Genomic DNA, 14,720 nt, shown 5'->3' with positions numbered 1-14,720 from the left:
AACCTGCGTCAGGCGCGAGATCAGGTTCGGACACTGTCGGAAGCGGGGCTGCAATTTATGCTTGCATTTTGGAACAAATAAGGAACAATACACGGATTACCGCTGAGGCGGACCAAGGTTTTTCGGGGGAGGACCAGCGATATGGCGAGCTGGAAAGGTGCGGGTTTGCCCACAGCCGCGATTCGATTACCTGTGCCCATCAAGGTTTCGCTCAGCCGGCTTTTGGCTGGGCTCGCGGTCATTCTTGCCCTGAATGTGTCGGTGCTCGCGGCCGCCGCCCAGGACACGACAAGGGATCCCGCAGCCGCGAAAGTCCTGCTCGATCGCGCCGAGGTGCGGCTTATAAAACACGACTTCGAAGGCGCACTTCTCGATTATGATAAGGCGATCAGCCTCGATCCCGAGAACGCCGAAGCCTATTTCAGCCGGGCCGGCGCCAGGACACTGAACGGCGATATGGTCGGTGCAGGGGCGGATTGTCGTCGCGCCGCCGAACTCGATCCAAAATGGGAGGGAAGCTGCAGTGAACAGGTTGTGGGCAACGACAGCGAACCGGCACCGTTGCCAAACACACAACAGCCGACGCCGCGAGCCGTCTCTCCTGATGTAACGGCCACTCAAGACACGCTGGCCGCAAGGGCCCTGGCGGCGACCGACCCGCAGGCCCTGGAAGCGATCCTTGGAGGCGATGCTTTCCTGGACATGGGCAAGTACGATCAGGCGATCGGCGCCTACAACCAGGCGATCTCACTCGATCCGAACAACCGGTTCGCCTATTTCGGCCGCGGCAAGGCCTGGGCTGCCAAACGCGCCTATGAGCAGGCGATTGCCGACTACGACAAAGTCATCGAACTTGCTCCCAATTTTGCCGCGGCGCATTTTCGCCGGGGCCTCGCCAAGGTCACGTCAGGCGACATCGATGGCGCTCTCGCCGATTGCGACCGGGCCGCCACCCTCGATCCGAAGGCGCGCGCACACTTCTGCAAGGGCATTGTGTGGCAAGCGAAAGGCGACCCAGATCGCGCGTTCGCCGCTTATTCCGTGGCGATCGAGATCGATCCGGAGGACGATGCCAGCTATTACGGGCGCGGCATGGCGCGGGCCGGCAGGAAAGACTATGACGGCGCCATTGCCGATTTAGATCAGGCGATCAAGCTCGATCCGGGCAATGCGGACTATCTCGTCAGCCGCAAGGCGGCGGTGGCGGCGAAAGCCGAACTGCAACCCGGCACCGAACCTGCGGTCCCGCAGGACGCTGACAATGATACTCGGTCCGAAGGCAAGCTTTCGACCGCCGAGATGGCGGCACTCATTCAGGCGACCGACCCGCGCGTTCTGGCCGCGGTACAGCGCGGCGACAGCCTGTCGGATGCCGGCAATTATGACCAGGCAATCAGCGCGTATGGCAAGGCGATCGCGCTCGACCCCGACAGTCCGCTTCCCTATTTCGGCCGCGGCAATGCCTGGTCCGCCAAGCGCGCCTATGATCGGGCGATTGCCGACTATGACCAGGTGATCAAGCTCCTCCCGAATATGGTCTCTGCCTATGTTCGCCGGGGCATGGCCAAGGTCACCACCGAGGACGCCGAAGGTGCTCTTGCCGATTGCGGCAGGGCCGCCAAGCTCGATCCAAAGGTGCTGGATGCATATTTCTGCATGGGCATGGCCTGGCACGTAAAGGGCGACGCCCAGCGGGCGATCGCAGCCTATTCGGCGGCGATCGAGATCGATGCCAAGGATGCCCCCAGCTACTACGGGCGCGGCGTGGAGCGGGCCGACAGCAAGGATTACGACGGCGCCGTTGCTGACTTCGACCAGGCGATAGGGCTCTATCCAGGCAATCCAGACTACGCGGTCGCCCGCAAGGCGGCGGTGGCCGCGTTGAAGAAAGGTGGTGCCGCGCCGAGTGCCGTCGGATCGGATCCCAAGAACCTCAACGCCTTCATGGATAGTGGCGATGCGTTCTACAAGACGCGCAAATACGATCGCGCCATCGCCGAGTACAGCCGCGCGATCGCGCTCGATCCAAGGAAGGCCGCAGCCTATGTCGGCCGAGGGATGTCACGCGTCGAGAAGGGTGATTATGATGGTGCCATCGACGACTACGGCAAGGTGATCGAGCTTTATCCGACCTATTTCGACGCCTATTTCGGCCGCGCCGTTGCCTGGGGCAAGAAGGATCAATTCGATCGCGCCATCGACGACTACGATCGCGCGATCGAACTTGATGGCAGCTATGCGCCCGTTTATTTCGGGCGTGGCAGCACCTGGTTCGCCAAGCGCGACTACGATCGAGCCATTGCCGACTACGATCAGGCGCTCGAACTTGATCCAAAGCTGGCCATCGCCCGCAAAGGCCGCAAACTAGCGGTAGCAGCGAAAGCGAAAGCGCCCGCCCCCGCACCGGCCGGTCGGGTTCGAAACAAGGTTGCTGAAGAGGCCATCGAGTCGGGCACGATCTGGCGCTCTCAAAATCAGTTCGACCGTGCCATCGAACAATACAACATCGCGGTTGCCGTCGACCCGTCCAACGCCCGCGCCGACAGTTTACGCGGCTTCACCTTCTCGCTGAAGGGCGAACCCGACCGGGCGATGGCGGACCACGATAAGGCAATAGAACTCGACCCGAATTTCATCGACAGCTATTTCTATCGTGCCTTGCTCTGGCGGCAGAGGGGCGACATCGACCGCGCCATCGCGGATCTGAGCACGATCATTTCGATACAACCCAACAATGCGGACGCCTATATATTGCGCAGCCGCGGCTGGGCCGCCAAACACGATTGCGATCGCATTATTGCCGATTCCACAAAGGCAATAGGCCTTCGGCCGGCCAACGCGGAAGGCTGGTATAATCGTGGTTTCTGCTGGAACAAGAAGGGGAAATACGACCGCGCCATCGCCGATCTAGATGAAGCCCTGCGCCTCGATCCAAACTTTGCCAATGCCCGCAGGGAGCGCGATGCGGCGACCGCAGCCAGCTCAACTGCCGCCCCCTAGCCCAGAGTTGAATTGCTGAAATACTCCGCGAAATCAGGGCGCTGCGCCAAGACCTTGCCATCGGCATCGCGCAGAATGCCAGCCGTGAAGAGATAGTCGCCGATCGCGTCCATCTTGGTTGGATCCATCGTGCCGATGGCGCCGTTTTCACCGCGCAGATAGTGGCCGTCGATCAGCGCCTTCAGCGACGCCTCGATCAATGCCGGATTGGTCAGGGCATCCTTGTTGGCGGCGATCAGCAGCGTGGCGGCTTCCCCGGGATGATCGACGGTGAACTGATAGCCGCGCCGCGTTGCCTGGATAAAGGCCGCCGCCAATGCCGGGTTTGCCTGGAGATAGGCTTCGCTCGACGAGATCAGCGTCGTGTGCTCGTCGGGTACGCCATAATCGGCATAGACGAAGCTGCGCTGCTTGATGCCTTTGAGTTCGGCCTCCACGCCCTCCCAGGTCGAGACCTCGAGCGTGAAGTCGACCGAGCCATTGGCTAGCGCTTCATAGGCCGAGGTGCCGAGCGTCACCGTTTCGAAACTGCCCTTGCCGCCGTCGTGGCGGATGATGGTCGAGATCAGCGCGTTTTCCCAGGCGCTGCCGAAGCCGCCATAGGTCAGGCCGTCAAGGTCCCTCGCGCTCTTGATCTCGTTGCGCGCCGCATTGAAGACCACTCGTCCGGTTTCGGACTGCACCACCGCATAGACGGCCTTCAAGTCGGCACCGGTGGTCTTCTGGGTGAACAGGCTGATGGTGCCGTTGATGCCGAAATCGGCGACGCGGTTGGCGACCAGCGTGCCGGCGCCGGTATCGCTGTAGGGCAGAATGTCGACATCGAGGCCGGCCTCGCGATAAAAACCCTTGTCGCGGGCGACGAACAGCCCGACGTGGTTGGTGTTGACGGTCCAGTCCAGCGCGACGGTGACTTTTTGCGTTGCCGCGAAGGAGCGGTTCGGTCCGGCGATCAGCGGAAGACCGCTGGCAAGGGTGAGCAGCAAGGCCTGCCGGCGCGTCAAGTCAGTCATGGTCATGTCCTTTGGATGTTTGAGGGTCGAGCAAAATGTCGAGGATCTCGGCCTCGAGTGCGCTGGCCTGGCGCGCGGCGGCGCCGCTCGGATCGCGCGGGCGCGGCAACGGCACCCTGATTTCCCGCACCACACGGGCCGGGCGCGCCGACAGCACATAGATGCGGTCGGACAGGAACACGGCCTCGCGCACATCATGCGTGATCAGCAGCGCCGTCCAGCGATGATACCGCCACATCTGTTCGAGCCAGCGCTGCATGGCCGCGCGGGTCAGTGCGTCGAGCGCGCCGAACGGCTCGTCGAGCAAAAGCATGTCGCGCTCCTGCACCACCGTGCGCAAAAGCGCCGCGCGCTGGCGCATACCGCCCGAAAGCTGTGCCGGAAAATGCCGCTCGAAGCCGGCAAGCCCGAACTCGGCAAACAGCGGCGCGACGCGCGCCCGTGCCGCCTTGCGCCTGACGCCTTGCACTTCGAGCCCGAGCGTTGTGTTGTCGAGGATGCGCCGCCACGGCATCAGTGCGTCGCGCTGCGGCATGAATGCAAAATGCCTGCCATGATCGTCGAGTGGCGTGCCGTCGAAGAACAGCTCGCCCTCGCCATGTTCCGCCCCCGTCAAGAGCTGGAACAGCGTTGACTTGCCGGCGCCCGAAGGCCCAAGGATCGAGACGAATTCACCGGCATCGACGCTGAGCGAAATGTCGGCGAGCACATCGAGCCCGCCAAACGCCTTGCGCACATGCCGCAATTCGAGCCGGCTCATCGCCACGGCCCCTTCCCTGCCTGCTGCCGGTCGGCCCGCTCCCAAGGCATGGCGAGGCGCTGCAAGAGCACCGTCAGCCCGAATAGGACGAGGGTGAGTGCGGCACTGACACCGACGGCGGCCAGCACCAGATCGGGGCGGAAATTGTTCTTGGCGTTGAGCATGTAGATGCCCAACCCTTTGGCCGCGCCGGCATACTCGGCGAAGATGGCGCCGACCACGGCATAGGTGATGGAGATCCTCAAGCCCGCAAAGAAATACGGCAGCGCCGAAGGCAGCCGTGCCAGCACGAAGACGCGCCAGCGCCCTGCCCCCATGGCACGCAGCATCTGACCGATCTCGGCCTCGGTCGCCTCGTAGCCCTGCACCAGAGCCACAAGCATCGGGAAGAAGGTGACCAGCGCCACCAGCATGATCTTGGGCGTCAGTCCGAAGCCGAACCACAGCACCACCAGCGGCGCGATCGCCACCAGCGGTAAGGTCTGGCTGACGATGAAAACGGGAAACAGCGCGCGCCGCAGCGGCTGGAAGAAGTCGACCAGCATCGACAGCGCGAAGGCGGCACCAAGCGAGCAGGCAAAGCCGATCAGCGTGGCGCGGATGGTGGGAATGGCGTTGTCGATCAGCGCGTCACGATTGAGCATCGCCTGTTCGAAAACGCGTGAGGGTGCCGGCAGAATTGTCGGCTTGATGCCGGAATAGGTGGCGTAGAGCTCCCATGCCACAAGGAGCAACCCAACCGAGATGACGGCTGGTACTGCCTTGGCAAGGGAACTCGCGAGCGGGCGCGGCGCGACTGATGATGGGACCACGGGCATAACCTTTGACGAGGTCGCGCGGAAGCGCGGCCGGCTTAGACAGCCGACGGGCTGTTGGCCGAAACCGTGACGTCGAGGGTTACGTGGCCGGCGCCCGGGCCGAAGCGGCAGAAGGCTTCGTTCAGCGCCGAAAAGATCGCGCCCGTATCGCCGCGCAGTTTGGTGCAGAAGTTCTTGGAGCGATCGTAGACGCCGGACTGTTTCAGGAAATCGATGCAGCCGTAGATCTCGTCCATGTGGTCGCCGGTGCCCATCACATAGAGCGAGAATTGCGCCGCCGCCGGCTGGCCGGTGGCAGCGGCGTTGCGCACGGCGGCGATGGCGGCGTCCTTGCGTGGGCCGAGCGGCCCGACAGGTCCGCCAAACGCGTCGGAGCGGCAGATCGGATCGTCCGGCTCGCCCGGGCAGCCGCGCGAAATGGCCGCCGACAGCACGCAATGCTTGCCGCTCAGCGCCGCCGCCACGAACAGGTCGCGCAAAGCCGGGAACAACACTTCGGGTGGCCCGACCAGCAAGGTCGAGATGTCGTCGGTCTCGATCCTGAGCCTGTCCCGGTAGGGATCGAGCGCGCCGAGCGCGCCAAGGATGACGCCGACGAAATCGTCGGCCATGGGGTATAGGGAAATCTGTGCGCCTGAAAACATCGCCCGCCTCGCTCCGCTGGTATTACCCAGATCAGCTTCTAGGGTCTGTGGGCTTGCCGCCCCCGTCTCAGCCCCGACCGTACGGAGCACCCCTGTGGATGGCCGCGTTAAAGCACCATTCGAACGGAAGGGGAAGCCGTTTTTTCAGCGCACCGGGCCAACTCTCACGCCTGCCCGTCTTCCACCTCGCCGAAAAGCCGGATTTCGGGGCGCACTCTTCCGGCTTGAGAACGCGCGAAGATGGCATGCACTTTGACGAACCGTTTGAGCAGGCGGCCATAGGTGAGATAACGGACCCTGCCATCGGCAAGATCGAACTCGACGCTCCCCCATCGTCTGACTGGCACGTGTCCGCTCGGCGGGCCCAGCCGTCTGATCTGGAACCCCAGCCTGACCTTGTGCCCGGAGACATTCAGATAGATGCCTGGAACAGTGCCCAGCACATGCCACATCAGGACAACATGCCCGATCGACATCTCAGGCGAAATCATCGTGTGGGCCGCCTCGAGCCGCGCCCAGACGAAATCACCGGCCGGCTGCCGCATTCCCGAAACGCTGCCTTTGCAGTAGGCGGGCGCCACCTCGCTCACCAGCATGCGCATCGCGCTCGCCACGCTGTCGGTCAGGACGCGCAGCGACACCCAGTCCGCTTCGGAAAACGACACCTGCCCGAGAATGTCGCCATCATCGAAATCCGCGGACATCTTGTGCAGCGTCACGCCGCCATGAACGGCGTGCTGGCCGTCCACGGCCAGGCGATGGAGAGGGTGCGGCCCCCGATAGTTGGGCAACAGCGCCGGGTGAAGATTGAGGCCGCCCTTGGGAAAGGCGCCGAGCAAGTCCTGTGGTATCAGGGCTGGAAACGCAAAACAGATCAACACATCGGCTTTGGCCTCCGACAACTGGCTGGCGAGTGTGCCCCAATCATAGGGCCGGCCAAATTCGATCACCCTTGCCGGCGTGTTGCCGATATAGCGTTTGAGCAGCAGTTTGCGTCTCAGCCTTCGGCGAAAATTGCCGATGCTGAAATGTTTCTGGCGTTGACGGAACGCCGGCACGACAATCGCGTGGATCAGGTGACCTGCTTCAAGCCATCCTGCCAGCAGCGGTCCGGTGTAACGGGTGATGTCGAGCACAAACACGGCCGAAAGCCGGCCTGACCCGGTCTGCGGGCTCAAAAGCACCGGCCGTTCAAGGCGCACATCAAGCCAATCCCCATCGCGGGGCGTTCAGACGGCAAGCCAGCCTCATCGGCGGGCCTGACCGGGTTTGCAAAGTAAGTCTGTCGGTCAGGGAGCCTTGACAAGTGAGGACGGCACCGTGGCGGTGACATCGGAAAGCCGTCCGCCCTTCACCAGAAGTGGCTTCTCATAGATTTTCTTCATGCGTATCTCCTGAAGCAAATCAGCAGGTGCAGTTGGCCAGCAACGCCACCAACTGTCAATCGCCAGGCGGCGGCTGACAGTTGGCATTCACGCGGCCACAGGAATTCTGCCGCCTTACTTCTCGAAAATGATCCGCAAACCTTACGAAACGGCCTTCTCGCGCACCGGCAGTTTCCAGCCCGGCCTGACGAAATGGCAGGTGTAGCCGTTGGGATATTTCTCCAGATAATCCTGGTGCTCGGGCTCGGCCTCCCAGAAGGCACCAACTGGCGCGACTTCGGTGACGACCTTGCCGGGCCACAGGCCGGAGGCATCGACATCAGCGATAGTGTCTTCAGCAACGCGCTTTTGCTCGTCGCTGGTATAGTAGATCGCCGAACGGTAGCTCATCCCGACATCGTTGCCCTGGCGGTTGCGCGTCGTCGGATCATGTATCTGGAAAAAGCGCTCCAGCAACGTGCGATAGCTGATCACCGCCGGATCGAAATTGATCTCGATGGCTTCGGCATGGGTGCCGTGGTTGCGGTACGTGGCGTTGGGTACATCCCCACCGCTATAGCCGACACGGGTGGAGATGACGCCGGGATAGCGCCGTATCAAATCCTGCATACCCCAGAAACAGCCACCGGCCAGCACTGCGCGTTCGATCGAAGTCGCCATGTCACGTCTCCTCAAAAGGCAATTCCAGCTCAGGTAGCGGTTTCCCGTCCGGAATTACGCAGACAAAATTGGATTTTCCAATAAATGGGCATTGTCGTCTGCTTCGTCCAGTCGCGTAGAACGAACGCGGCCATCTGCGAACGATATCATGACCCGGCCGGGGGATCGACCGCTTCAGCCGCGCGGATGCCGGGTCCGGCTGTCGGCGGCAATCGGCAGATACCGTGTGCCGGGCGGAATGGCGGCAAAACTGATGGGCACAGGCGGCGCCTTGTGCGACCAGTTGAAAAGAACGGTCTTGACCGGGAGGTTGCCCAGCCATGCCCGCAATTGCGGCGGCACGCCATGCCCGGGCCAAACCATCAGCATGCCGTGGTCGCGCAATCGCTGGCTGGTGATCCAGGGCGCGAACCGCATATCGAGTTCGGTGAAGATCGACGGCTTGTCATAGGCATTGAGGCCCGCCAACATAGCCAGATCTGCATCACCACCGACGATGTCGAGCCGGCCGGGTGCCGCCGCATGCCAGACCGCCTCGGCCTCATCTGAGATCGGCCGCGCCGGCCAGCAGACGGGTTCCATGTGCCCCAACAAATTGCAGCTCGTCCAACGCATGGCCGCGTAGGCGCCGGACATGCTGACGATGCAGATCAGCGCGCAGATCGCCAGCCTTCGCATCTCGATGGCGCCAAGCCGATGACCCACAAGGGCGAGCACCAGGACACCGACAAGATTATACATCGGCGCGCCCCACGCCTCGCCGGTACCAGTGAACAGTGAAGCCACCATGATGAGGACCGCTGGTCCAAGCCCCATCCACGTGAGATAGACGAGCGTGCTGCGTTCGACAGGCTTATCCGGCGCGGGCGAGCGCCGCAGCAATCCGGATATCGCCAGCACCAGAAGAAAGCCGGAAAGGCCAGCCAGTTGGACGCCGATATAATAAAGGCGTGCGCGGTGCTCCATCACCCATTGGTCACGGTCGGCGAAATAGGTCAGCGGCAGGAAATCGATGCGGTAGAGCGCGATGGCCAGCGGCGTGGCAATGGCGAGAAAAACGGCAAGGCCAAGCCATGGCCAAGGCGTCGCCAGCCGGCTGCGTGCACGCGCATCGGACAACAGCCAGAGAGCACCGAAGGCAAGCAACAGGCCGGTGGAGAACTTGGCATAGAGCCCGACGCCCGACACCAGTCCGAGCGCTAGCCACCAGCCCGGCCCGCCGCCGCGGCCGGCGCGCCAGAGCAGCCAGCAGATGGCCGCCCAGAACGGCATCTGCGCATAGTCGTGATTGAATTGCGGGGTCGGCCATCCGAAGAAATAGATCGATGGCATCAAGAGCACCGCGGCGAGCGCGCGGTTTCGCCCAAGCATGTCGCGGGCCAGCAGATAGACCAGCACGAAGGTCGACGAGATCGTCAGCTGGGCGAGCAAATATTGCGGCCAGCGGAACGATCCGGTCAGAAGATGGCTGGTTTGGAGCAGCCAGCCGGGAAGCTGCGGGTGCTTGTAGGTCAAAAGCACCCATTCGCGGCCCCACATGAAGCCTTCGACGACATCGCGAGGCGGTGCGGCATCGACCAGCGCGGGCACCACCGTCCAGCAGGCGATCTGCACCAGGCACAAAAGCGCCAGCAAATACCAGGGATGACGGATGAGACCGGGCCAGACTGATGAACGGTCTATGCCCGCGACGGGCGACCTGGCCGGCAGCCAGCCATCTATGGAGTGATCAATTCCCGACATGCGGTGCTTAAATCACACCGACCGGTTTTCCGAATAGTGCCGATATCAAAGCTTACGAAAATGTATATTTGCGCCGCCATTGCGGGGCCAAGATTGAGCGCGAGTTTCGGCGGTCCGTTGCCCTCCCCCGGCAGAACAGCCCGCACATCTGATCCTGTCTGAACATCCCGGATATTCGATGCGTCACCAGCATGCCGTCATCCACCACCGCGCGCTCGACTTCTGGCTGGCGCGTGCGGCCGTCCTCGTCATCATCTGTCTGCAGCTCCTGGTGATCAACGATCTCTCGTTCGGCCCGCGCTGGCTGGCGCCGGCGCTGGAGGCTGCACTGCTCGTGCCTCTGTCCGTCGCCACCGCCTGGACACAAGCCGCCACCCTGAGAGCGGTCGAGGAAGAGCACTGGTATCTGGTCGGCCGGTTTCGCGTCATGATCCGCAGGACGGCGCTGGTGATGACCGGCGTCGTCAGCGTCATGAATTGCGGATCGCTGGTGTTCCTCGTGCGCGCCTTGCTGGCGGGCCATGCCGGCTCCAGCGGCGAGACGCTGCTGATCGACGCGCTCAACATCTGGGTCACCAATGTCATCGTCTTTGCCTTGTGGTTCTGGAGCACCGACCGCGGCGGGCCGCCGACCTGCGGCCTCGTCAAACGCGCCCAATCCGATTTCCTGTTCCCGCAAATGACCTTGAACGACCGTGAAATCCGCGACTGGCTGCCGGGATTTGTCGACTATTTCTTCCTCGCTTTCACCAACGCGACGGCGTTTTCGCCGACCGACACCTTGCCGCTCTCCCAGCGCGCGAAGCTTTTGATGATGGCCGAAGCAATGATCTCGCTGCTGACGATCGCGCTGGTTGCGGCCCGCGCCGTCAACATCCTCGCTTAGGTCTTGCCAAGCCGGGTGATTGACGCAAAGTTCGGTCCGGCCGGATGGCTGGGCTTTTGGCGGGGGCCAGGTGGAAACGGACGTTGCGATTGTCGGCGGCGGCATTGCCGGCCTGTACGCCGCCTGGCGGCTCGCGATCGTGGGTGGCAGGCGCATTCACCTGTTCGAAGCGTCCGGCCGGCTCGGAGGCCGTATCCATACGCTTCACCCCGCGCCGGGCCTGACGGTCGAACTCGGCGCGCAGTCAGTGCGCGACGACCATCATCTCCTCATCCGGCTGCTGCGGCAACTGCACATCGACACGGTTCCCGAGCAAGGTGACGATGCCGGGCTGGCGCATCTGCGTGGCCGGACCCGGTCGCTGGCCGAGGTCCGCAAGGCACGCTGGCGCCGTCCCTTTGCCTACGATGTCACGGTCCGCCTGCAGCGTGGCGGTCCCGGCAGGCTGCTGCGCATGGCGCGCAAAAGATCCACTGATGTGGCAGGGCTTGCCGCGGATCTCGGGCCGCGGCTCTCGCAACTGCTTGATGCCGAGGAGATCGCCTATCTGTCGGACCATTCGGGCTACGGTTTCTGGACGGCGAGGGCCAATGCCGAGGCTGTGCTCGACTGGGCCGAACACAGCCTGTTCAAGGGCACCCACCAACTGTTCGACATCCCCTCCGGCATGTCCAGCCTGGTCGACGCGCTGGCGGCGGCAGCACGCGGCCTGGGCGTGGAAATCGTCACCGGTTGCACCCTCGCCAGCCTGGAGTGCGACGCCGACGGTTCTGTCACACTGGGCTTTGGAGGAGGCCGGCAGCCGATTCGCGCGGCAAGCGTGATCCTGGCACTCCCCAAGGCGGGCATCGGCGGGATCGAGGGCTTCAACCGGCTCGGCACGGTCCGCGCATTGCTTGGCGCCGTCGACGCCTGGCCGGCGGTGACCTCGGCCATCCTCTATCGCGACTGCTGGTGGACAGAGATCGGATTGCGCACGGCGATCGCCGTGACCGATCTGCCGCTCGGCATGATCAGGCATTTTGGCGCCGAGGACTGGCGCGAACCCAATGGCCTGGGCGCACTTGCCATGTTCGCCAATGGCGAACGCAGCGCCTTCTGGCGTGACATGTCTCTTCCTGATGGTGAATGGCTGGCACCGGATCATCCCGCCATGACCGAAATCCACCGCATGGTCGAGGCGGTCTATGGGCCGAAACTGGGGCATGCGCCTCCGCTTCCCCTGAAGGCCATGATCCGCGACTGGACCGTCACGCAATTCGGCGGCGGCTTCCATCTCTGGGCGGCAGGCAGCAGTCCCGGCGAAGCAGGCGCGCTAGCCCTACGGCCGGTCGCCGATGCGCCGGTCCATATTTGCGGCGAGGCATGGGCGCCCAGGCAGGCATGGATCGAAGGCGCGCTGGAGACCACGGAAAGCATGCTGTGTCGCCATTTCCAGTTACCGGGATTTCTCAAGGGAACCGCGCCCTGAGCAAGCCATAGGGACAAACGCAAAATAGCCCGCCCGGCGAACCGGAGCGGGCTATTGATTTGTCTGCGGGCGCGTCAGTGGCGCTTGCTTTGCATCACTGCGGAAACGCGAGTGGCGGGCGACACCCTCAATCCGCGCCGAGATCGCGTTCGAAGACGACCTGGTCGCGCAGCGGAATGCCGTTCACAGCCAAGCCTTCGGGGTAACCGGTCGACGGCCCGAACGCATCCTGCACGATGCGATACATTCGAAAGCCCTGTCTTTGGTAAAATCGCAAATTGCCGATATCGGCGGTCGCGGTCGCAACGATCAGGCGCCGGCCGTTGCGCTCGCGACAGCGGGTGATTGCCGCCGCGACAAGGGCACGCCCCAACCCCTCGCTCTGCCTTGCCGGACGGACCGCAAGGCTCTTGAGTTCGAAGACACCGCCCTCGCCTGCCTCGATGACCTGCACATGGCCGATGATCCTGTTGCCATCGCGCGCGACCAGCACCTCGCCCTGATCGATATAGAAGGAGATCTGCGTCGGAGAATCGTCGGCAAGGGTAAACAGCGGCAGCAATATTTCGCGGTCCCCGTCATATCGTTCAATCTGCATCCGTAAGCCCAAGCTGGATCAATGCCGCCGTGAGTTCGGCAGCCTTGCTCCGGGATATAGCAGCGGCCGGTCAGGAGCCACAAAACGCAAAAAAGCCCGCCCCGGCGTGAGCCGAGGCGGGCTTTGGGTCGATCGAGCCGTCCGGTACGGATTTTCGACGCCGGGCAAAGCCTGGAGCTATTCCGCACGATCACTTCGAACAGAATATCCGAAGTTCACTCGCAGACACGCCGATCAGGAAGGCTGCGGCGAGCGTCCGAAGGGCAATTGATAGTGCCTTCATCTCGATCGAACCCCGGTTGCTCCTCGCCTGGATGCCTTCGCAGTCAGGAATGCATGTGAAGAATAGTGGCGGTCGATCGCGGCCCGCCGCGTGCAATCTGTCATCCAAACCAGCCAAACGTAACGCTAACCACCAAGACCGCGATCAGGATTGAGAGCGGCACCGCCATGAACAGTCCAGCTTCTAAAAATCGGGTTTCCTTGTCACTGAACATTAGGCCTGCCTCATTAAGCTTCGCTCAGATAGACGCTGCGAAGCCTGTTTCAGTTCCGAATGCCGGCGACCTGCGATCCACGAGCGGTTTGGCCAAACGTGGTTGCCTGGAGAGCGAAATCAGTTCGGTTCCCCAATGATGCCGGCCATCTATTTTGCAATGATACGGGAGGCCAGCGCATCATTCGATTGGTGCTCCCTTCCGCCTCAACAAAGGCGCGCGGGGCTTCCGAAGCAAATTAGCCCACCCAAATGCTGGTGTTCCTGGAGATGCGACAAGGCAGACTGAGGGCGAAAGTGCCCGACGAAAAGCCCGCCGGCCGGAGCCAGCGAGCCTTGCCCTTCCTTCGTTCGCATGTTTCGCCGATATGAGCAGGGGTGCATCATCTTCGCCAGTCGGCGCTGCCATCCTCAAGGCCCTGCCGGTCAGGCCCAGTGGCCTTCCGCTGCCAGTCCCCTCTAGCAACCAAGCCGCTGGGCCGCAGGTGACGTGATTTGCGCCTCATATGCGGCATGAAGGCGCCGAACAGAAGGTGTTGCTCGATGCTCCGGACTGACAATGGCGCGGCGCTCAGGCTTTCAGATTTTGCCGATCCTAACGATGCAGTGATTGCCGCAATCGAACTCTATGGGCCGGAAGCGCAGACTGCGGCGGCCTACTGTGCCATGGAAGCACACTTCGCCGGGCGACCGGCCGATTTCCGCCTCTGGTGCGAAGTCTTTCGCGCCTTCAAAACCAGATTCCATTGAGAGGCACATATATCGTGGCCTAAGGCCGGCCACGGCCATCAGCGCGTTCGCGCCGCGTAGCCTGCCGGGAAGATAACGAAGCAACCACCAGCAATACAGAAGCCCGCTTCTGCGGCCTTTCAGTCTTCCGTCGCCGGCCTGAACTTCCGCATGATCACCTCAAACAAAATATCCGATATCCACATGGCGCAGACGCCGATGAGAAACGCCGCCGCCAGCGTCGTCGTGTCGTCATTGGCCAGCGGCAGGCCGGTGGCGCGGGAATATTGGACCACGGGCAGCGTCAGATAGGCGGCCGCGAGCGCGCCGCAGATCGGCGACGCCACCATTTCGCGCAGCTTGTAGCGGTGCCGCGACAGGGCGCGCAGCACACCGCCAGCCAGACCGGCGACGACGACCGGTCCCTTGATGCCGAGCAGGTCGAAGAAATCGTGCATCATTTCATCGCCCTCGCGATGAGAAAGCCGAAGACCGATCCGGCGCCGAATATGCTCCA

General features: G+C 62.8%; 13 protein-coding genes, 1 pseudogene and 1 riboswitch. Of the genes and pseudogenes, 4 read left to right on the top strand and 10 right to left on the bottom strand.

Translation table 11 applies throughout. The features are described 5' to 3' along the window. The first annotated feature begins 192 nt into the window (after positions 1-192). A complete protein-coding gene (locus tag AC0V7N_RS18705; RefSeq protein WP_496627183.1) occupies positions 193-3,000 on the top strand; it encodes a tetratricopeptide repeat protein in 2,808 nt (935 codons plus the stop codon). Here the strand turns inward: AC0V7N_RS18705 and AC0V7N_RS18700 are convergent. From AC0V7N_RS18700 to AC0V7N_RS18665, 8 genes and pseudogenes are all read right to left on the bottom strand, one after another. After that, positions 2,997-4,013, bottom strand: coding sequence for an ABC transporter substrate-binding protein (locus AC0V7N_RS18700; protein WP_475449952.1), 1,017 nt, complete (start codon positions 4,011-4,013; stop codon positions 2,997-2,999). The two genes, AC0V7N_RS18705 and AC0V7N_RS18700, sit on opposite strands and share 4 nt — an antisense overlap. Next, the gene (locus tag AC0V7N_RS18695) at positions 4,006-4,773 is read right to left on the bottom strand and encodes an ABC transporter ATP-binding protein (protein WP_475460388.1); all 768 of its coding nucleotides are present in this window, start codon (positions 4,771-4,773) and stop codon (positions 4,006-4,008) included. The genes AC0V7N_RS18700 and AC0V7N_RS18695 overlap by 8 nt, the downstream gene beginning before the upstream one ends. Further along, positions 4,770-5,591: an ABC transporter permease gene (locus AC0V7N_RS18690; protein ID WP_475449951.1), complete on the bottom strand. Its 822-nt coding sequence runs from the start codon at positions 5,589-5,591 to the stop codon at positions 4,770-4,772. The genes AC0V7N_RS18695 and AC0V7N_RS18690 overlap by 4 nt, the downstream gene beginning before the upstream one ends. Before the next feature lie 35 nt (positions 5,592-5,626). After that, on the bottom strand, positions 5,627-6,235 hold the full coding sequence (locus tag AC0V7N_RS18685) for a YkoF family thiamine/hydroxymethylpyrimidine-binding protein (RefSeq protein WP_475449950.1): 609 nt from the start codon (positions 6,233-6,235) through the stop codon (positions 5,627-5,629). Further along, positions 6,226-6,339: riboswitch (TPP riboswitch) on the bottom strand. Its footprint overlaps the gene before it by 10 nt. 60 nt (positions 6,340-6,399) lie before the next feature. Next, on the bottom strand, positions 6,400-7,437 hold the full coding sequence (locus AC0V7N_RS18680; RefSeq protein ID WP_475449949.1) for a formyltransferase family protein: 1,038 nt from the start codon (positions 7,435-7,437) through the stop codon (positions 6,400-6,402). A 324-nt stretch (positions 7,438-7,761) separates the two neighbouring features. After that, positions 7,762-8,280 (bottom strand): peptide-methionine (S)-S-oxide reductase MsrA, encoded by a 519-nt coding sequence (gene msrA / locus AC0V7N_RS18675; RefSeq protein WP_475449948.1) that lies wholly within the window; start codon positions 8,278-8,280, stop codon positions 7,762-7,764. Between the two features lie 54 nt (positions 8,281-8,334). Continuing rightward, positions 8,335-8,451 (bottom strand): annotated as a pseudogene (locus AC0V7N_RS18670) (hypothetical protein); the annotation flags it as partial. Positions 8,452-8,454: 3 nt separating this feature from the next. Beyond that, positions 8,455-10,023: a glycosyltransferase family 39 protein gene (locus AC0V7N_RS18665; RefSeq protein WP_475449946.1), complete on the bottom strand. Its 1,569-nt coding sequence runs from the start codon at positions 10,021-10,023 to the stop codon at positions 8,455-8,457. Between the two features lie 178 nt (positions 10,024-10,201). On the opposite strand from AC0V7N_RS18665, the gene AC0V7N_RS18660 reads away from it, so the two are divergent. Continuing rightward, positions 10,202-10,909: a hypothetical protein gene (locus tag AC0V7N_RS18660; RefSeq protein ID WP_475449945.1), complete on the top strand. Its 708-nt coding sequence runs from the start codon at positions 10,202-10,204 to the stop codon at positions 10,907-10,909. Positions 10,910-10,979: 70 nt separating this feature from the next. Further along, a complete protein-coding gene (locus AC0V7N_RS18655) occupies positions 10,980-12,380 on the top strand; it encodes a flavin monoamine oxidase family protein (RefSeq protein WP_475449944.1) in 1,401 nt (466 codons plus the stop codon). 127 nt (positions 12,381-12,507) lie between these two features. Here AC0V7N_RS18655 and AC0V7N_RS18650 read toward each other — a convergent pair whose 3' ends face one another. After that, the gene (locus tag AC0V7N_RS18650) at positions 12,508-12,978 is read right to left on the bottom strand and encodes a GNAT family N-acetyltransferase (RefSeq protein WP_475449943.1); all 471 of its coding nucleotides are present in this window, start codon (positions 12,976-12,978) and stop codon (positions 12,508-12,510) included. A 1,009-nt stretch (positions 12,979-13,987) separates the two neighbouring features. On the opposite strand from AC0V7N_RS18650, the gene AC0V7N_RS18645 reads away from it, so the two are divergent. Next, complete coding sequence (locus AC0V7N_RS18645) at positions 13,988-14,224, top strand: Y4oE-related protein (RefSeq protein WP_475449942.1); 237 nt, start codon at positions 13,988-13,990, stop codon at positions 14,222-14,224. A 119-nt stretch (positions 14,225-14,343) separates the two neighbouring features. Here AC0V7N_RS18645 and AC0V7N_RS18640 read toward each other — a convergent pair whose 3' ends face one another. Next, positions 14,344-14,661 (bottom strand): hypothetical protein, encoded by a 318-nt coding sequence (locus AC0V7N_RS18640; protein ID WP_475460386.1) that lies wholly within the window; start codon positions 14,659-14,661, stop codon positions 14,344-14,346. Between the last annotated feature and the right edge of the window lie 59 nt (positions 14,662-14,720).

The sequence above is a fragment of the Mesorhizobium kamtschaticum genome (genome assembly GCF_056174585.1).
This window is presented reverse-complemented; position numbering and strand designations above follow the sequence as displayed.